Source organism: Brevibacillus sp. 1238 (assembly GCF_029892995.1).
Lineage (GTDB): Bacteria > Bacillota > Bacilli > Brevibacillales > Brevibacillaceae > Brevibacillus > Brevibacillus parabrevis.
In genome coordinates, this window is record NZ_JARXWC010000004.1 from 44,097 (window position 1) to 61,994 (window position 17,898).

The window sequence follows — 17,898 nt, forward strand, 5'->3', positions numbered from 1 at the left end:
CGGTGACTGACCACAAAGAAAAATGGCTGCCGGAAATGGCAACCATCAGATCGTTTTTCGCAGCCAGGCCAGGAACGCCCAGCGTCTTTCCGTCCGGCGCTTGTAGGAGGGCAGCCCCCGGTAGACTTCTACAGCTTCCTGAAAGGACGCTTTCGCCTTGTCTTTTTGCTGCAATTCGCCGTACACCACGCCGAGTTTGAAGTATACCTCGCACGATGACATGTTCATCTTCGCCAGCTCGCCCAAATATTCCAGCGCTTTTGCCTGTTGTTTGCGCTTCGCATATTCTTCCCCGACGATGAGGTATGGCTCTCCGTACCGGACGCGCGGATTCAGTTGCAAAGCCTTGCCGATCAGCTCCAGTCCTTCTTCCATCCGTCCGACCTTGAACAAGCAAATTCCTTTGTCGCACAAATATTCAGCCGAATCTTGCATCGCGATAGAAATACCGTCCAGATAGGTCAAAGCTTCTGTGTACTGCCGTTTTTCCATGAGCAGCCGGGCAGCCTCAAGCTTGGCAGGCGTATCGTGCGGATTTAGCCTAAGCTGGCTGTTCAGGGCGGACAGTCGCCTCCAGCGCCGATACGGCTTCGTGATGTCAGGCAGCAGCCGGACAAAGCGCAAATCGAGAAAGTACAGGACGAGCAAAATGACGAGCAGCGCGATAAACGGATTACCTGTCAGCCACCATAAAAATGAGAACAAGAACAATTTCCCCAAAAGCTTCCCCTCAATCCTCTATTTTTTTCCTTTTTTACTATATGAGTCTAGCAAGTCTATTGTCAAATATTGTTACAGGGACAAAAAGGTTACTACTACAAGGGGTTGTTATCGCGAAAATTATAGGTTACTATATCTGTGGTAACTTCATTCTTTTATCCAAAAGGAGGTTTGCTCGTCACCGTGAACATGAAAGTATACATTCTGGCCATCGCTGCCTTTGTTGTCGGTACGGTAGAGTTGATCATTGGCGGCATTTTGGACATCATCGCGGAGGATTTGCAAGTCTCCATCAGCACAGCCGGCTGGCTGATTACGATGTTTTCCATTATTTTCGCGCTATCTGCTCCGATTCTTTTGACCGTGACGGCGAAAGCCGAGCGGAAGTCTTTGTACGTCTGGGCGCTAGTTGTGTTTTTGCTCGGCAACGTGATCTCTTTCCTCAGTCCTACTTATTTCGTTTTGATGCTTGGGCGGATTTTTTCCGCAGCGAGCGGCTCGTTGATCATCGTCCTGTCCATCACCATCGCTTCTTCCATTGTCAAAGAAGCGTACCGGGCCAGAGCGATCGGCGTCATTTTCATGGGAGTCAGCGGCTCGCTCGTCCTCGGAGTTCCGCTTGGTCTTGTCATCGGCAATTCGTTTGGCTGGCGCGCTCCGTTCCTGCTCATCTCGGTTTTGACGCTCGCTGCCATCGTCGGCATTTACGCCTTTTTGCCCAAAATTCCGGCAAGACCCACGATTCCGCTGAAAGAACAGCTCGCGACGCTGAAAAGACCGAAGATCATCAGCGCTCAACTGACATCCGTCTTGATGTTGACCGGGCATTTGACCCTGTACGCTTACTTCACTCCGTTTTTAAAAACGGCTTTGCAGCTTTCCTCGGGCTGGGTGAGCATCGTCTACTTCATTTTCGGCATCTCAGCCGTATTCGGCGGCGGGATTGGCGGCTGGGCAGCAGACAAGCTTGGCTCGACGAAAAGCATTCTCGTCATCATCGCTTCGTTTGCCATCGTGATGTTTCTCATTCCGGCCGTCACGTTTTCGCTCTACCTGTTCTTAGTCGTGATGATTGCCTGGAGCATGCTGAGTTGGGCGATTACACCAGCCCAGCAAAACTACCTGATCGAAACCGCGCCGGAGTCGTACGAAATCCAGCAAAGCCTGAACACTTCCGCCCTGCACATCGGCATCGCGCTCGGCTCGGCTGTCGGCGGCTTCGTGATTGAGCATTACTCCGTCGTGGACACGGCTTGGGTAGGCGGCATCTTCGTGCTTCTGGCCTTTGTCTGCGCTGTTTTTTCCGTCACAAGACCTGCTTCCGCCAAAAGGCTCGGTCAATCTATTCCCGTTTAACCCATTCAAGGAGGTGAACGCCGCTGTGTGAGGAACGAGAACGAAAGTAGTCCATGCTCTCGCTCGCCCACACAACGGCCTTATCATGAGCACACATATTCAAGCCAAACCAGGTGAAATCGCAGAAAGCATCCTGTTGCCAGGCGATCCGCTGCGCGCCAAATACATCGCGGAAACGTTTCTCGGCGATGTGACCTGCTACAATCAAGTTCGCGGCATGCTCGGCTTTACTGGCACGTACCGCGGAAAACGGGTATCTGTCCAAGGCACAGGCATGGGCGTCCCGTCGATTTCGATTTACGTCAACGAACTGATCCGCGATTACGGCGTGAAAAATTTGATTCGCGTCGGCACATGCGGCGGCATTCAGAAAGATGTCAACGTCCGTGACGTGATTATCGCCATGACAGCGTGCACCGATTCGAACATGAATCGCCTGACGTTCCCTGGTTTTGACTACGCGCCATGCGCCAACTTCGACTTGCTGAAAAAGGCGTACGATGCCGGAGTCGCCAAAGGGTTGTCTGTACGGGTCGGCAACGTGCTGACAGCCGACGTGTTTTATCGGGAAAGCATGGAACCGGTGAAAAAGCTCGGCGATTACGGCGTGCTGGCTGTGGAAATGGAAACGACCGCGCTTTATACGCTCGCTTCGAAATACGGCGTCAACGGCCTGTCGATCCTGACCGTCAGCGATCACATTTTCACTGGCGAGGAAACGACTGCCGAAGAACGGCAAACGACGTTCAACGACATGATCGTCATGGCACTGGAAGCGATCGCAAGCGAATCGTAGACATACAAAAAAGGGATCGGCCCGCTTCGGCTGATCCCTTTTTTCTATTTATCCTTCTTGACGCAGCACGATCGAAGCCAAAATCATCCCCGCAATGACTGGCTCCCCGCTCTCGACTTCAATCGCCTCTACGCTGCCCGTGACCGGAGAGAGAATGTCCATTCGCCTGCTCCCCTCTGCCAATGTGAACAGCAATTCCCCCTCCTGCACCGAATCGCTCAATTGAAAAAAGATTCGCTCAATGGTTCCGGCAAACGGCGATACCACGTCATACTTTAAACCCAATCGGCTCACCTCGACTTATCTTTTCTTGGATTTCCTGATACTTGCGACTGATCGTGGACTGGCTGACGCCAAGCACTTTGGCAGCCATGGAGGTCGTCTTGAACTCATCCATCGCCATCTTGATCAGTTGCTCCTCCATCGCTCTCGTCGCTTCCTTCAACGGCATGATTTTGGTCAGACGCTGGCGCAAATACTGCTTCTTTTTCGTTTTCAAAAGCGGTGTGATATGGTGCGCCTCAATCAAATCCTCGTCTGCGGTGACCACAATCCGTTCGATGATGTTTTGCAGCTCGCGCACGTTGCCCGGCCAGGAATACGATTCGAGCAAGTCGAGAGCGTCCTGGGACAATTGCGTGGAGCGCGCGTATTTTTCATTGAACGTCTGCAAAAAGTGCAAACTGATCAGCGGGATGTCTTCCGGGCGATCCCGCAGCGGCGGAATGACGACAGGGATGACGTTCAGCCGATAGTACAAGTCTTCGCGGAACGTGCCTTCCTCGACCATTTTTTCGAGATTTTTGTTGGTCGCGGCAATGATTTGCACGTCGACCTCGACGATCTCGGAGCCGCCTACGGGAATAATTTCCCGCTCCTGGAGCACGCGCAGCAGCTTGACCTGCAAATTCAGCGGCATTTCGCCGATCTCGTCGAGGAACAGCACGCCTTTGTGCGCCATCCGGAAGTACCCCGGCTTCCCGTTCGAGTTTGCACCTGTGAATGCGCCCTTTTCGTAGCCAAACAACTCGCTTTCCAACAGCGTCTCCGGGATCGCCCCGCAGTTGACTTTGACGAACGGTTGGCTGTAGCGCGGTCCCAGCTCGTAAATCGTGCGGGCAAACACTTCTTTGCCGACGCCTGATTCCCCGGTGAGCAGCACCGTAGAGGACGTGTTGGCGATCTTGTGGATGTATTTCATCACTTTTTCCATCGGTTCGCTGGCGTAGATCAGCTGGCGGTTTTTCGCGTACTGCTTCTGGTCGCGCAAATGCTCCAGCTCTTTTTTGTACTTTTCCGATATTTTTTTGACTTGCAGCAGCTCTTCCTTCAACATGACTGTCTCCGTCACGTCGCGCAAAGCGATGACGATCCGCTCCAGCTTTCCGTTGTCAGCGAAAATCGGGTTGCCGACAGCCAGCACGTTTTTGCCCGAGCGGCTTTCCTGTGTGACAGACACCTTGCGCTTGCGCTCCATCACCATGCGGACAATCGCCGAGAAAAACAAGCCCTCCTGTTCCAGCTCCATCAGATTGATGCCGAGCAGCTGCTCCTTGTTGATTTCCCAAAAGTCTTCGATCAGGTTGCCGCTGTAGCGCAGCAGCACGCCTTTTTCATCGAGGACGAGAATTTCGTCGTAGATCGAGGAGAGAATCCCTTGCAAGTCGGTGTTGAGGTTTTTGACGTACTCCATTTCCATCGCCATTCGCTCGATAAAAGGCAAATCTTGCAGGACGATCGTCGCTCCGGTCACCGTGCCATCGTGGCTGTGGATCGGGCAAAAGTCGGCGAGCACGCCGATTCGTTCGTTGACGATGATGTAATTGAGCACCTTTTCCCCGTTTTCAATCACTCGCTGAAAAACGCCCGGGTCCAGCAATTCGCCTACCCGTTGCTGTCGCAACTCTTCTGGCGTTACGCGAACCATCCGCAACACTTCGGAGCTGAAGTTTTCGATCTGCCCCTTTTTGTCCACGATCAAAATGCCCATCGGAATCGAGTTGAGCAAAGATCGCATCCAATCCGGGTGGCCGGACTGATTGGTCAAAATGTAGTACAAGACATCCTCGCGGCGCAAATAGCCTTCGTCTTGCCCCGCCGGGTCGCGGACGACCACGACTTCCTCCCCAAACACCTTGAAGTAGTCGGGTATGCTGATTCCTTGCTGATAATAGGCGAGGTTGGTCTGGTACGGAAGCTCCCGAACGGGCTTGTCCATCCAGCCCGGCTCGGTCAAGAGCGGCAGCATATCCGTATTTCGTATATAAGCAACATACTTGTTTTCGCTTTTGGGATCGGTAACAAACACATAACGCTCGTTGAACCGAGTCATGATGTCCCACACTTCATTCGCAGAAGATTCAAACGATACTGGATACGTTTTTCGTACAAAACAATTGGAAACCATAGGTCCTCCCAATATAGCTTGGCATGTGACTACTATTATACTCAGGGCTCCCATGGAGAAGAAAGGGAAAAGAAGACTGGGGTGGGCAGTCTTCTTTTCCTGTCTATCGGTTAGATTTGGACTTGCGGCAGCACTTTTTGGAAAGTCTCGATGACTTTGTCTGCTTCTTCGTACGTAATCGTGAGGGGCGGTTCGATGCGGATCGTCTTGGCATTGATCAGCGTTCCGGCTACCAGAACGCCGTTGTCAAACAAGCCTTTGGACACCTCGTAACCAATCTCGTCGTTATGGAACTCGATTCCGATCAGCAGCCCTTTGCCGCGCACTTCCTGCACTTTGTCACTGTGAGCCGCTGCTGCGGCGCGCAGCCCTTTCAGCATGTACTCGCCCATTTCCACGCAGCGGTCCAGCAAGTTTTCCTCGATCAGCACGTTGAAGGTCGCAATCGCTGCGGCGCACGCCAGCGGATTTCCGCCAAAAGTCGTCGTCTGCACAAACGGGTTCGGGAAAAAGCTTTTGAATACTTCCTCCGTCGCGACCACCGCTCCTGCTGGCATGATGCCCCCGCCAAACGCTTTTGCCAGGCACAAAATGTCCGGCACCACATCGTAATGCTCGCAGCAAAACATTTTTCCGGTGCGGCCCATTCCCGTCTGCACTTCGTCCAAGATGAGCAGGGCACCGTACTGGTCGCACAGCTCGCGCACTTGCTTCAAGTAGTTTTCCGGCGGCAGGTTCACTCCGCCTTCGCCCTGGATCGGTTCGAGGATCACCCCGGCAATTTCTTCCCCGACGAGCGCGCACGCCTCGAATGTTTTGCGCAGCATGTCGATATCGCCAAAATGCACATGGCGGAAGCCGGGAATCATTGGCAAAAACGGTTTGCGGAATACGCCTTTGGCCGTAGCGGACAACGCTCCCAGGCTTTTGCCGTGGAACGCTTTTGTCGTAGCGATAAACGTAGTGCGCCCTGTGTGCATTTTCGCCAGCTTGATCGCCGCTTCTACCGTCTCCGTACCGCTGTTGGCAAAATAGGCGTACTTCAGCTCGCCCGGCGTCACGTCAGCCAAAATTTTGGCGAGCATGGCGCGCAGCGGATCGAGCAAATCCTGGCTGTGCAGCGGTTGACGGTTGAGCTGGTTAATGACGGCCTCTACTACTTTTGGATGGCGATGCCCGACGTTGTAAATGCCAAAGCCGCCGAGACAATCGATGTATTCTTTTCCGTTTACATCCATAAAGGAGTTCGGGCCTGCGTCCTTCCATTCCACGGCGGCGAACTGTCCGTCTTTCGTAACCGACTTGCGGTAGCCGAGAAAGCCGGGATTTACGTGGTCGCGGAAGTTCTCGACCGTCTGGCGCGTTACCCACTCTGCCTCGTCTTTTGTAATGTCGGTTTTGGCGATCAGATCGAGAATCTGGCTCGTATAGGCGTAGACGTCTTTGTACTGTTCTTGTACTTGTATGTTCTGCTGTTTGCTCTCCACGGTTTTGCTCATCTCGCTGTCCTCCTGATTGGTTGGATTAGTTTTCAAACCAGCCGGTTGGCTGAACTTGCAGGTTGATGTTGATTTGCTTCACTTCCGTGTACTCCTCGAAGCCAAACGTGCCCAGGCCGCGGCCGATGCCGCTTTGCTTGTAGCCGCCCCAAGGCGCTTCGTTGTAGGTCGGATGGTAACAGTTGATCCACGTAATTCCGGCGCGCAGCTTTTTGATGACGCGCATCGCTTTGGCGCCATCCTGGGTGAACACGCCGCCCGCCAGTCCGTACACGGTATCGTTGGCGAGACGCACGGCATCTGCCTCGTCTTTAAAGCGTTGAATCGCCAGCACTGGCCCGAAAATTTCTTCCTGAACAATTTTCATGGACGGGGTCGTATCGGTGAAAATCGTCGGCTCGATGAAATAGCCTTTTTCCAGACCGTTTGTCGTCAGGCGGTTTCCTCCGCACAAGAGGCGTGCCCCTTCTGCTTTGCCCAGCTCGATGTAATGGAGAATTTTTTCCATGTGAGCCTGACTGACGACCGGGCCCATCTCCGTAGCAGGATCGTCGCCACGGCCTACGCGTATTTTTTGGGCGCGCTCCACCAGTCGCTCGACGAAGCGGTCGTGAATGCTATCTTCGAGCAGCAGCCGCGATCCCGCCGAGCAAACTTGCCCTTGATTCGCGAAAATTCCGAATAGCGCGTAATCAACAGCCGTATCGAAGTCTGCATCTGCGAAAACGATGTTCGGCGATTTGCCGCCCAGTTCGAGGGAGATTTTTTTGATGTTGCCGACAGCAGCCCGCATGATGCTGCGCCCGGTGGCCGTACCGCCTGTAAAAGAAATTTTGTCGACCAGATGGCTCTCGGCAAGCTCGTTTCCGACCGTTGCTCCCGCTCCGAGCACCATGTTGGCTACGCCTTTGGGAATGCCGACTTCCTCGATGATTTCAAACAGCTTTTGGGCGGTAACCGGAGTGACCTCTGACGGCTTGAACACGATCGTATTCCCGGCGGCGAGCGCAGGCGCAATTTTCCACACACCCATGAGCAGCGGATAGTTCCACGGCACGATCAGGCCGCACACACCGACAGGCTCGCGCACGACCATGGCTTGCACCGGGTCTGCCACGTGATACGTCTGTCCGTCCGGCTTGGTAGCCAGCCCCGCGTAGTAGCGGAAGCAAGCAGCCGCATCCGCGACGTCAAAAGCTGTCTCGCGCAATGGCTTTCCATTGTCCAGCGTCTCCAGCCTGCCGATTTCTTCCGCCCGCTCCTCCAGCTTGTCGGCAATCGCCAGCAAGTAGCGGGCGCGCTCCGCTGCCGGAAGTTCCGACCAGATGCCGCTATCGAACGCATCGCGGGCGATCTGAATGGCATGGCGGGCGTCTTCCACATCCCCTTCTGCCGAGAGCGCAATCACTTCCCCTGTAGCGGGATTCAAGATTTCGCGGGTCTTCTTGCTTTGCGCATCCACCCATTCCCCGTTGATGTACATCTTCAGGTTTATCATGCAATCCATCCTCTCCTTCCGCTGTGTCCCTTCTCAGTGTCATTCCTTAAAGCAACTCCCGTGCCAATCAAGGAAGCACGACTACCATTGGTGTAAGCCTGGGCACTTGTACGACTGATTTATGCAAAAAATCATCGATTATGCAAAAATGAATAGATTTCTTATTGGCTCGCCAGCTGATTTTGCCGGAGGGCAACCAGGGCGGCAAAGTCGTGAATCAATGTCGCTGCCAACAGCGAAGTAATTTGCGTCGGATCGTACGGAGGCAACACTTCCACGAGGTCAAACCCGATGTAGTTCAGGCCTGTCAGGGAGCGTATGATTTGCAGCGCCTCGTGACTGGTGAAGCCGCCTACCTCAAGCGTTCCGGTGCCGGGTGCGAAGGCGGGATCGATAAAGTCGATGTCAAAAGTGAGGAAGCAAGGAGTTTCTCCAATCTGCGCTTTGATTTGCGCAATGACATCCGCAAATCCGCGGCTGCGCAGCTCTTGTGTCGTGATCACGTTGTACCCCAGCTCGTAGCTGGCCTCGATGTCGCCCGGATGGTTCAGCGTCCCGCGAATCCCGACCTGAAGTACTTTGTCCGGCTGCAAAAGTCCTTCCTCGTGCGCCCGGATGAACGGGGAACCGTGCCAATATTTTTCGTCGTAGTACGTGTCCCACGTGTCTGTATGCGAATCAAACTGGATCATCGCTACCTGTCCGTATACTTTTTTGGCGGCGCGCAAGGACGCTAATGTAATCGAATGATCGCCGCCCAGCCCAATCGGCACGATGCCTTTTTTCATCAGGTCGAGCACGGCTTCTTCCATCAGCTCATAGCTGCGGTGGATGTTGTGCGGAATGACCGAAACATCTCCGACATCAATCGCTTGCGTATCCTCGAACGGGTATACTTTGTGCGTCGGATGATACGGAAACAGCGTCATGGAAGCCTGGCGAATCGCTTGCGGAGCAAACCGCGCCCCTACGCGAAACGAAGCGGCCGTGTCGAACGGCTGTCCGATAATCGCTACTTTGGCATTTTCTCTTGCCGACGGTAACCGCATGAACGTGCCTGTCGTGCAAAACTCCGGTTTTACGTCTGGGGAAAGTGGATATTGCATAGGTTGAAGTCCTCCGTTTGTAGATAGTGTGTAGGAGACGGCTGCATTTTGTTCTACAGCGTTGGACTTTTGGTTTGGCTATCTGGTGTCTATCCCTCTGCTCCTGTCCAACGCTGCCTGTATTCGTTTGCCATGTAATGGCGAAGCGGCAAAAGAATCATCGACAGCAGGACGGCAATGAGGAAAAGCTTGTTTCGCATCGCTCGTAACCACTCCTTGTTTCCTTCCTTGCTTGTTCGCGGAATAATTATTGCAAATATTATGCCAATTTACTTTTCCAGCGAACACTTGCAGCAAGGGGGGCGGCTTATGCGGTTTTGCATAATCTATGCGTTTTTGAATCATCGTTTTTGCATGGACTGGTCATGAAAAGGGCGCTGCTCTGGTGAGCAACGCCTTTGATTTTTGCACATTTAGTTTATTACTCGCTTTGTATACTGAGAGCTTCTTTCTCCTGTTGAAATTCCGTCAGCAACTGTTCTGCTTCTTCTTTGGCCTCTTCAGACTGCTTTGCCTTTTTAGCTCTCTTTTTTAAAGAAGCCAATTTCTCTTCAAATTTTGCAACCAGTTTTTTTCGCTGTTCGATTTGCTCTACAATCTCGGTTACTTTTGGGTCATTGGCATCTGCATCGCTGTCCTTGTAGCTTGATTCATGAATGAGTGTCATCTCTTTGAAAACAGCTAACTTACGTGTTAATACATCCTCGGGGTTTTCGGGGTTCAGTTCTTTTTCGAGCTTTCCTACTTCCCACCCCAAGTCTTTGATTTTTTGCCTTTCTTCGCTCGGCGCATTAGGATCATCTTGATCGGCCAATTTTTTATACTCTTCTTTCATTTGCTCAAGCATTTCCGTTTTGGACGAATCATCGGCATAAGCTTGGTAGCCAAGAAAACTTCCAGCGCTTAAAATAGCAAGACTGCCTAATGTTAAAGCGAGAAGTTTTTTTGTTCGATGTACAAACATGATTTCATCCCCTTTTAGCGGATTATTTCTTGATTTTTATTGTCACAACATATGCCCCGCCATAATCGAGCCATTCACTTAATGGCAGGTCTGTCCCCCAAGTATAATCACTGTCATTTACCGAATGTTGAGCCATATACACTTCTCCATCCTTAAAGCGATGAACTACTTGCGAATGAATGGTTCTTCCTGAAGCATCAACATACTGAACAATATCGCCTTCGTACAAATCATTGTAAATGTCTCTAAAATTCTTTATTGCATCTTTGACTGAGTACTTTTTGGCTTGATACGCAAATTCCCCTCCTGAACCATTAACTACTGCCCAGTGTTCTCTAAATTGATGAGCACCAGTCCAAGAAGATGTGCGAGATTTTTTATCATTTGTATTTTCCGGAACATTGCGACCGTAATAGTACCAATCTTTGGTGTTCCTGTTGTAACCAGCCTTCCCATGAAAATCCAGACCCCCACCTTCATGTAATACTTGAGAGACAAAGTTCGTGCAGTCACCGCCATCGCCATTACTTCCATAATTTGCATAATTTTTGTTCCCCGGTCGTTCAGCATACTTTTCAGCGTATTTTTTGGCACCTTTTCGATCAAAATTATTGTTTATTTGGGAATCCGTATTTGTAAACATAGTTTCTGGTGCTGCAAATGCTTGTCCAATTAGTAATGTTGATCCTAAGCATGTTAGTACCAATGATTTTTTTAACATCGTCTTCAAGTTTTCCATCTCCTTGCATGTTAACTTTTTAAAAATAAAGCTCAAATCAATTTACATTAAATCAAAATATTGGAAAATATTCAATTTATTTTTATTAAGAGCAGAAGCAAGCGCGACCGTTTTGTATGCATTTTTGGGTAATCCATGAATTTTTGCATGAATAGGAACGCGCACGCTGACCCCTCCCGCAGCAAAAAGCGGGATAGATGGCGCCCTTTCGCGTTTGGCATATCACTTGCTTACATGGCTGAGAGAAATAGTCGCATCATGTACACCACAGTTTGGGGAAGCAAGGGGGGCAAACGGCATGAGGAAAAACGATGCGACCAGACTCCGCAGCCGGGCGGCCGGGGGTTTGGATCGAATAGAAGCTGACCGCGAAATGTTAACCGCTTTCATTTTACAAACAAAGGGGATTGGTCATGGAAAAAAGCCTGAATCATTCAACTGCACCCACATTAAAAAGAAGCTTGAAGCTGTGGCAGGTTATCGTTTTGGGACTGGGCTATTTAACACCTCTGACCGTTTTTGATACGTACGGCATCGTCAGCCAGGAAACAGGCGGGCATGTTCCGACTGCCTATATTTTGGCGCTGGCTGCCATGCTGTTTACCGCATCCAGCTACGGGAAAATGGTGCGGGTATTTCCCGTCGCCGGGTCTGCCTACTCTTACGCCCGTCAGGCGATTAACCCGCACATCGGCTTTCTCGTCGGCTGGGTATCACTCCTCGACTACGTATTTCTGCCTGTCATTAATGTACTCCTCGGCAAAATTTACTTGTCTGCCGCCTTTCCGATGGTTCCGGGCTGGATATTGGGCATCCTCCTGGCTGCGGTCACTACTTACATCAATTTTCGCGGTATTCAGTCTACGGCCAACTTCAATACATTGCTGGTCGTGTTTCAGGTCATCGTTGTCGTCGTTTTCGTCTGCCTGAGCATTTCGCACATTGCTTCTGCCGCCAACGGTGCGCCTGCTTTTACAGCCCAGCCTTTTTACGGGGAAGCGATCTCGCTGCCGACGCTGCTCACCGGGGCTGCGATTCTCTGCTTTTCGTTTCTCGGCTTCGATGCCGTCACCACGTATACGGAAGAAGCGGTTGACCCGCTGAAAACGATCCCGCGCGGCATTTTTCTCGTAGCATTGATCGGGGGCGTCATCTTCATCACGACTTCCTACTTCACTCAGCTTGCTTTTCCGGCGGTGGACCATTTCCAAAATCCGGAGTCGCCTTCACCCGAAATGTCGATGATTCTCGGACAAGATCTGTTTTACGCGATCTTCGTAGCGGGCAGCATAACCGCTGCGCTTGCTTCCGGGATCGCTTCCCATACGAGCGCTTCCCGCCTGCTGTACGTGATGGGCAGAGAAAACGTCCTGCCGAAAAAGCTGTTCGGCCACCTGCACCCTGTCAAAGGCATTCCGGCGCGCAACGTCTTTTTTGTCGGAGCCATCTCCCTGGCCGCTTTGTTTCTCGACCTGGAAACGGCGCTTGCCTTCATTAATTTTGGCGCATTGACCGCTTTTACTGCCGTTAACGCCTCTGTGATCGCCCATTACTATATTCGCAATCAACAGCGTTCTTTGCGCGATGTCGTTCACTACCTGCTTTCGCCGTTGATCGGCACCAGCTTTGTCGCTTTTCTCTGGTACAACCTGGACAGCCACGCGCTGACCCTTGGACTCACCTGGTCGTTGGTCGGCATCAGCTACTTGCTGTTCAGCACCAAATTTTTCACCAAAAAGCCTCCGGTCATCGACTTCGAGGAAGCCATTTAAAGCTCGGCCCCAAATCAAGCACAGGAGTGAGTCGACAATGAAGTTTGAATATTTGTACGATCAATCAGAAAATTTGCTGTCCCGCTTCGTCACTTTTGCCACCGAGCAGCGCCGCTATGATTTCGCCTTTTTCTACTCCCGGCATTTCGATGGAAAAAGTATCGTCATGTCGCTGCAAAACATGCGCGCCGCCTTGCTGTGCTCCGACGATGTCGGCCACGATCACAACTGGGTTCATTCGTTGGCTGTGCATGCGGAAGACGAAGAGGTCGTTTCCAGTTTCCTTGCGAAAGCGCTCTCTTCCTTGTTCAAACACGACGATCTCGATTAATGAAAGAAACTTTCACGAGCTGGTGCCTGTTTGCGGCATCGGCTTTTTTGCGCTGTGACGCCCGGCGATCCTTGATCGTCATGATCGGCGAACAAACAACCTTTTCCGTCTCCGCACAAGCTGCTTGCCGTTCCCGGAAAGGAAACCGTATCGACCGCTTTCACAGTAGCAGGTATCCGGAAAATCGGAACCTTTTCGCATGGCGGCAGGAAAATGCATGCGCAGCCAGTAAAATAACAAACAGCCCGCTTATTCTCAAACGGCTAACAAGGAGGATAACAACCATGTCCCACGATTGGCACATCCAGCTTGCTACGCCACACGATACGCTGGCTGTCATCAGTCTGCTGAAGCAGGTCGCGCAATGGCTGAAAGAGTCAGGGATCAGGCAATGGGCGTTTCTTTTGGAAGGCGGAGACGACGAGGAGATTGCACAAGCGATTGTGGATCAGCACACGTATCTCGTACGGAAAGGGCCGGAGCTGATCGGCACCTTTACCATCGCAGCCAGCCAAACGGAATGGGACCGCCATATTTGGGGAGAAGATGCTTCCGAAAACAGCCTCTATCTTCACAGGCTCGCCCTGCGTCCTGCTACGATGCGAAAAGGACTCGGAGCCGATCTGTTGACCTGGATCACGCAGCATGCAGCAAGCGAGCAGAAGAACCTGAGACTGGATTGCGTAGCGGACAATCCGCAGCTGAACCAGTTTTATCAGCGCAACGGCTTCCACCTGCTCGGGACAACAGACGGACATCACAAATGGCAAAAGAGCGTGGAACCCCGCGCTTAGCGAATTTGGGCTTTCGCCTTCATAGGCAGCTGCATACGGTAATAGGGACAGCAACTGGAGAGAGGAGCAATTCAATGTATCCGTCGCACTATGGTTATCCATGGCATCCCCCTGTCACGCCTGTGAGCTGGGACTGGGACCAAACGTCTTGGGGACACCACTGGTATCCAGCCTATTATCCTTGGTACAGCAACTGGGAGAGCAGCTGGAATCGGGTCGAGCTGAAAGATTACGGCCCCCACCCGCTGGCGATCAATATCGATGAAGCGACAAAGCAAAACAACTATTACCGCACCGCCTTGTGGACGGGGAAGCATTTGCAAGTCACCTTGATGAGCATTCCGGTAGGTGGAGACATCGGTTTGGAAATACATCCGGACACCGATCAGTTCTTCCGCATTGAGGACGGACACGGGCTTGTGCAAATGGGAGCGAGAAAAGACCGGCTGGACTACCAGGCAAGACTCAATGACGATTACGCCGTGATGGTTCCCGCAGGCACGTGGCACAACATCATCAACACCGGAAACGAGCCGCTGAAGCTGTACTCGATCTACGCGCCGCCCCACCATCCGCACGGAACGGTCCACCGAACAAAGGCGGCTGCCATGGCAGAAGAACGGCATCACTCCTGATGAGCCATTTGACTTCAAGCAAAAAAAAGCAAAAATCCCGACTGACCCTGCGTGCAGGAGTCGGGATTTTTTCATGGCAAATGCTCAATTGCTCAGCTTTCGACGAGTGCTTGCGTATGCTCAAAAACCACTTTTCCATCCACGATTGTCAGCACTGCTTTCGTATCCGGGATTTCCTCGACTGGCACCGCGAAAAGATTGCGCGCAAGCACGACGATGTCTGCCAGCTTGCCCGCCTCCAGCGTGCCCAGCTCCTGTTCCCGGAACGAGCCGTAAGCAGACCCGGCTGTGTACGCCCGCAGTGCCTCGGCCAGCGTAATTCGCTCGTGCGGATGCCAGACATCTGCGCCGCCGCTGTCGATCCTGGTGACAGCCCGGTACACCTGGAGCAACGGATTCAGCAGATCGATCGGGAAGTCTGTCCCGAACGCCAGCCTTGCCCCGGCCTTTTGCAGCGTGTTGATCGAGAAGACATGCTTCTCCCGCTCCGCCCCGATCCGGTCCGTATAGACGCCGCGTTCGGACATGGCAAAATGGTCGGGCTGCATCGAAGCGGTGACATCCAGCTCCCGGAACCGGGGAATATCATCCGGGTGGATGACCTCCACATGCTCGATCGAGTGGCGGGCATCGCGCTTGCCGTTTGCTTTTTGCGCTGCTTCGTAGGCGTCAAAGGCAAGCCGGATCGCTCCGTCTCCGATGGCGTGGAAGCGGATCGCGAAGCCTTCCTTGTCGGCATCCACCACCCATTGTTTGATCGTCTCCGGCGGGAATGACGTCTCGCCCCGCGTGTCGGGCTGATCGGCATACGGCTCAAGCAAATACGCTGTGCGCGCTGTAATGACGCCATCGATAAACTGTTTCAGCCCCGATACGCGCAGCATGTCTGACTGGTACGTCTCGCGAAGCTGTTTGGCTCGCTCCAAATCGCCATCCAGAGCAGGCCAGAGATGAATCCGCATCGTCAGCTCATCTGCCGCCTCAAACTCGTGGAATACGTCATAGTCCGTCAAGATCGCCATCGATTCCGTCGCAAACAGGTCGTGAACCGCCGTGACGCCCAAGCTCGCCGCATACGCGAGGAAGTTGCGGAACAGCTCGCGTCTTTTTTCGCGGGAAAAGTGATACGCGTGCTGGACGACGGCTCCCATCGCCTTTTCATACAAAAGGCCGTTCGGCTCCCCCTCCTCGTCTTTGCCGATGATCCCGAAAGCAGGGTCTTCCGTATCCCTGTCGATTCCGGCCAGTTCCAGCGCTTTGGAGTTGACCCAGGCGTAATGCCCTTCCGCGTGAAACATGAGCGCTGGCCGATCCGGCACAGCCTGATCCAGCGCATAGCGATTCGGCAATTGCTGCGTGTCCCAATAAGCCGCATCCCAGACGTTGCCAATGACCCACGGCTCATCCGGTTTTGCCTGGGCAAACTCGCGCATCATCTCCAGCGCCTCTCTTTGCGATCGGGCGGAAAACAAGTTGACGCATTCCATCGCCACGGCCCCGTGCATGATGTGCAGGTGAAAATCGTGGAATCCCGGCATGATCAGCTGGTCGACAAACGAATACACTTTCGTCTCTTCCCCGGCATAAGCGCTGATCTCTTCTTTTGTGCCGACCGCGATGATTTTGTTGTTGGCAATCGCAATCGCCGCTGGCTCCGGCTTCTCGGAAAGCCCGGTAAAAACGGCATTGCTTGATATGATCAAATCCGCTATTTGTTTTCCCATTGTTTGTCTCATCCTCTCATTTTTCGCTGGAAACGAGTTAAGTTGCCTTCAGCAATGACCGCTGTTAGCCCATCTCGCATCACCCTTTCCTCTCTGCTGGAATGCTCGATTTCGCCCCATTAGTGCACTTCGTCAACCGTCAGCATCGGCGGCGGCTGTCTGAACATTTTCGTCAGTCCAACGAGATAAATAAAGCCAAGCAGGAGCCAACTGCCGCCCAACAACAGGGAATGCTTGTCGAGCTTGATGAAAAACAGGCCGATGAGCGCAGCGCCGATCAAAGGTAGAATCAGGTACAAAATCGTCCCTTTGAACGACCGCTGTTTCTCGCGGATGTAATAATGGGCAACGACCGCCAGATTGACGAAGAAAAAGGCAAACAGCGCTCCAAAATTAATAAACGACACAGCGGTCAGCAAATCGAGAAACAGCGCACTCAACGCGACCAGACCAATGATGGCAATATTGAAAACAGGGGTCCGATACTTGGGCGACAAATAGCCAAACACTTTTTTCGGCAGCACATTTTCCCTGCCCATCGCGTATAAAATGCGCGAGGCGCTCGTCCCGGACGCTACCGCCGACGCGAATCCGGCTGTCAAACCGACTGCGATCACGATGCCGGTGAACACTGTCCCGCCAATGTCCATCGCGATTTCCAGATAGGCGGAGTCGGGGTTTTGAAAAGACTGAAACTGCGGATAAATGAGTTGGGAAAAATAAGACCCGGCAATAAACAACAGTCCGCCGATCAGCGTGATCAAATAAATCGCTTTCGGCAAGCTTTTCGTCGCGTCTTTCGTCTCCTCCGACAGCGTCGTCACCGCATCGAAGCCAAGGAAGCTGAAACAGAGCAGCGGAACGACGGACAACAGCGTCGGGATGCTGATTTGGGCATCGTAAAAAGGCACGGTCGAAAACAGCGTCCCTTCTCCTTTGCCAGTCTGCAAGCCGTAGATCGCCAAAATGAAAAAGAGCAGAAAAACAAGCAGTTGCAGCAGAAGCATGTACGTGTTGAATTGCGCTGCCAGCTTGATGCCGAGAATGTTGACCGCCGTAATGATGGCGATAAAGGACACAATCCAGACGAACATCGGAATCGAAGGGAAAAAGGCCGACAGCGAGATGCCGATGAGCAAGGAACTGATCATCGGGCTGAACATGTAGTCGATAATGATCGTCCAGCCGACAATAAAACCGACGTGCGGACTAAGTGTCTTCTGGGTAAACGTGTAGGCCGCCCCCGCATTCGGGAACGCTTTGACCAGCTGCGCGTAGCTGTACGCGGTAAACAGCATGACAATCATGGCGATGGCGTAAGCCGTGGGCATCATTCCGTTCGTACTATGTACGGCGACACCATACGTCGAGAAAAACGTTTGCGGCGCCATAAAAGCAAGTCCGAAAAAGACGATGTGCCTAAGAGTTAGCGAGCGCTTCAGCGTTGGTGCAGACGGATGCTCCATTGATCAATCCCCCAGTTCTTTTGTTTAGCTACTCTCTTTTTCAAGAAGTTGTCCTCTGCATATTTTGTACCAAGTCAGATAATTTAGCAAA

General features: G+C 52.4%; 17 protein-coding genes. 6 read left to right on the top strand and 11 right to left on the bottom strand.

Features of this window, described 5'->3' with window-relative positions:
- Positions 1-45 precede the first annotated feature (45 nt).
- The gene (locus tag M2298_RS11080; RefSeq protein ID WP_328139467.1) at positions 46-705 is read right to left on the bottom strand and encodes a tetratricopeptide repeat protein; all 660 of its coding nucleotides are present in this window, start codon (positions 703-705) and stop codon (positions 46-48) included.
- A 198-nt stretch (positions 706-903) separates the two neighbouring features.
- Between M2298_RS11080 and M2298_RS11085 the strand changes: the two genes are divergently transcribed.
- A complete protein-coding gene (locus tag M2298_RS11085) occupies positions 904-2,076 on the top strand; it encodes an MFS transporter (protein WP_122964682.1) in 1,173 nt (390 codons plus the stop codon).
- An 85-nt stretch (positions 2,077-2,161) separates the two neighbouring features.
- The gene (gene deoD / locus M2298_RS11090; RefSeq protein WP_122964681.1) at positions 2,162-2,872 is read left to right on the top strand and encodes a purine-nucleoside phosphorylase; all 711 of its coding nucleotides are present in this window, start codon (positions 2,162-2,164) and stop codon (positions 2,870-2,872) included.
- 48 nt (positions 2,873-2,920) lie between these two features.
- On the opposite strand, the gene M2298_RS11095 is transcribed toward deoD, so the two are convergent.
- The 8 genes from M2298_RS11095 to M2298_RS11130 all read right to left on the bottom strand — a co-directional run bounded on the left by M2298_RS11095 (position 2,921) and on the right by M2298_RS11130 (position 11,250).
- Positions 2,921-3,157: a hypothetical protein gene (locus M2298_RS11095; protein ID WP_173597593.1), complete on the bottom strand. Its 237-nt coding sequence runs from the start codon at positions 3,155-3,157 to the stop codon at positions 2,921-2,923.
- Complete coding sequence (locus M2298_RS11100) at positions 3,141-5,279, bottom strand: sigma 54-interacting transcriptional regulator (protein ID WP_122964679.1); 2,139 nt, start codon at positions 5,277-5,279, stop codon at positions 3,141-3,143. The genes M2298_RS11095 and M2298_RS11100 overlap by 17 nt, the downstream gene beginning before the upstream one ends.
- A 110-nt stretch (positions 5,280-5,389) precedes the next feature.
- Positions 5,390-6,778 (bottom strand): putrescine aminotransferase, encoded by a 1,389-nt coding sequence (locus M2298_RS11105; protein WP_122964678.1) that lies wholly within the window; start codon positions 6,776-6,778, stop codon positions 5,390-5,392.
- Positions 6,779-6,803: 25 nt separating this feature from the next.
- On the bottom strand, positions 6,804-8,276 hold the full coding sequence (locus tag M2298_RS11110; RefSeq protein ID WP_217022276.1) for an aldehyde dehydrogenase family protein: 1,473 nt from the start codon (positions 8,274-8,276) through the stop codon (positions 6,804-6,806).
- A gap of 161 nt (positions 8,277-8,437) precedes the next feature.
- On the bottom strand, positions 8,438-9,382 hold the full coding sequence (speB, locus tag M2298_RS11115; protein WP_173599223.1) for an agmatinase: 945 nt from the start codon (positions 9,380-9,382) through the stop codon (positions 8,438-8,440).
- Between the two features lie 421 nt (positions 9,383-9,803).
- Positions 9,804-10,346, bottom strand: a complete 543-nt coding sequence (locus M2298_RS11120; RefSeq protein ID WP_173597589.1) for a hypothetical protein — start codon at positions 10,344-10,346, stop codon at positions 9,804-9,806.
- Between the two features lie 22 nt (positions 10,347-10,368).
- Positions 10,369-11,085 carry an amidase domain-containing protein gene (locus tag M2298_RS11125; protein ID WP_173597588.1) on the bottom strand — a complete coding sequence of 239 codons (717 nt, stop codon included), beginning with the start codon at positions 11,083-11,085 and terminating at the stop codon, positions 10,369-10,371.
- 42 nt (positions 11,086-11,127) lie between these two features.
- On the bottom strand, positions 11,128-11,250 hold the full coding sequence (locus M2298_RS11130) for a hypothetical protein (RefSeq protein WP_255679163.1): 123 nt from the start codon (positions 11,248-11,250) through the stop codon (positions 11,128-11,130).
- 248 nt (positions 11,251-11,498) lie between these two features.
- On the opposite strand from M2298_RS11130, the gene M2298_RS11135 reads away from it, so the two are divergent.
- The 4 genes from M2298_RS11135 (at position 11,499) to M2298_RS11150 (ending at position 14,617) form a co-directional block, all read left to right on the top strand.
- Positions 11,499-12,857, top strand: a complete 1,359-nt coding sequence (locus tag M2298_RS11135) for an APC family permease (protein WP_173597587.1) — start codon at positions 11,499-11,501, stop codon at positions 12,855-12,857.
- Positions 12,858-12,894: 37 nt separating this feature from the next.
- Entirely contained in the window at positions 12,895-13,188 is a 294-nt protein-coding gene (locus M2298_RS11140; protein WP_173597586.1) for an SAV0927 family protein, read from the top strand.
- 284 nt (positions 13,189-13,472) lie between these two features.
- On the top strand, positions 13,473-13,982 hold the full coding sequence (locus tag M2298_RS11145; RefSeq protein WP_173597585.1) for a GNAT family N-acetyltransferase: 510 nt from the start codon (positions 13,473-13,475) through the stop codon (positions 13,980-13,982).
- Between the two features lie 74 nt (positions 13,983-14,056).
- The gene (locus tag M2298_RS11150) at positions 14,057-14,617 is read left to right on the top strand and encodes a cupin domain-containing protein (RefSeq protein WP_173597584.1); all 561 of its coding nucleotides are present in this window, start codon (positions 14,057-14,059) and stop codon (positions 14,615-14,617) included.
- A 92-nt stretch (positions 14,618-14,709) separates the two neighbouring features.
- On the opposite strand, the gene M2298_RS11155 is transcribed toward M2298_RS11150, so the two are convergent.
- Both M2298_RS11155 and M2298_RS11160 read right to left on the bottom strand, forming a co-directional pair.
- On the bottom strand, positions 14,710-16,341 hold the full coding sequence (locus M2298_RS11155) for an amidohydrolase (protein ID WP_280648519.1): 1,632 nt from the start codon (positions 16,339-16,341) through the stop codon (positions 14,710-14,712).
- A gap of 119 nt (positions 16,342-16,460) precedes the next feature.
- On the bottom strand, positions 16,461-17,807 hold the full coding sequence (locus tag M2298_RS11160; RefSeq protein ID WP_173597582.1) for an APC family permease: 1,347 nt from the start codon (positions 17,805-17,807) through the stop codon (positions 16,461-16,463).
- Positions 17,808-17,898: the final 91 nt, after the last annotated feature.

What these genes read in the sequence shown, in the direction of transcription:
- deoD (WP_122964681.1), top strand. Translation starts at nt 2,162, where the DNA reads ATGAGCACACATATTCAAGCCAAACCAGGTGAAATCGCAGAAAGCATC.
- M2298_RS11100 (WP_122964679.1), bottom strand. Translation starts at nt 5,279, where the DNA reads ATGGTTTCCAATTGTTTTGTACGAAAAACGTATCCAGTATCGTTTGAA.
- M2298_RS11105 (WP_122964678.1), bottom strand. Translation starts at nt 6,778, where the DNA reads ATGAGCAAAACCGTGGAGAGCAAACAGCAGAACATACAAGTACAAGAA.
- M2298_RS11110 (WP_217022276.1), bottom strand. Translation starts at nt 8,276, where the DNA reads ATGATAAACCTGAAGATGTACATCAACGGGGAATGGGTGGATGCGCAA.
- speB (WP_173599223.1), bottom strand. Translation starts at nt 9,382, where the DNA reads ATGCAATATCCACTTTCCCCAGACGTAAAACCGGAGTTTTGCACGACA.
- M2298_RS11120 (WP_173597589.1), bottom strand. Translation starts at nt 10,346, where the DNA reads ATGTTTGTACATCGAACAAAAAAACTTCTCGCTTTAACATTAGGCAGT.
- M2298_RS11125 (WP_173597588.1), bottom strand. Translation starts at nt 11,085, where the DNA reads ATGGAAAACTTGAAGACGATGTTAAAAAAATCATTGGTACTAACATGC.
- M2298_RS11135 (WP_173597587.1), top strand. Translation starts at nt 11,499, where the DNA reads ATGGAAAAAAGCCTGAATCATTCAACTGCACCCACATTAAAAAGAAGC.
- M2298_RS11140 (WP_173597586.1), top strand. Translation starts at nt 12,895, where the DNA reads ATGAAGTTTGAATATTTGTACGATCAATCAGAAAATTTGCTGTCCCGC.
- M2298_RS11145 (WP_173597585.1), top strand. Translation starts at nt 13,473, where the DNA reads ATGTCCCACGATTGGCACATCCAGCTTGCTACGCCACACGATACGCTG.
- M2298_RS11150 (WP_173597584.1), top strand. Translation starts at nt 14,057, where the DNA reads ATGTATCCGTCGCACTATGGTTATCCATGGCATCCCCCTGTCACGCCT.
- M2298_RS11155 (WP_280648519.1), bottom strand. Translation starts at nt 16,341, where the DNA reads ATGGGAAAACAAATAGCGGATTTGATCATATCAAGCAATGCCGTTTTT.
- M2298_RS11160 (WP_173597582.1), bottom strand. Translation starts at nt 17,807, where the DNA reads ATGGAGCATCCGTCTGCACCAACGCTGAAGCGCTCGCTAACTCTTAGG.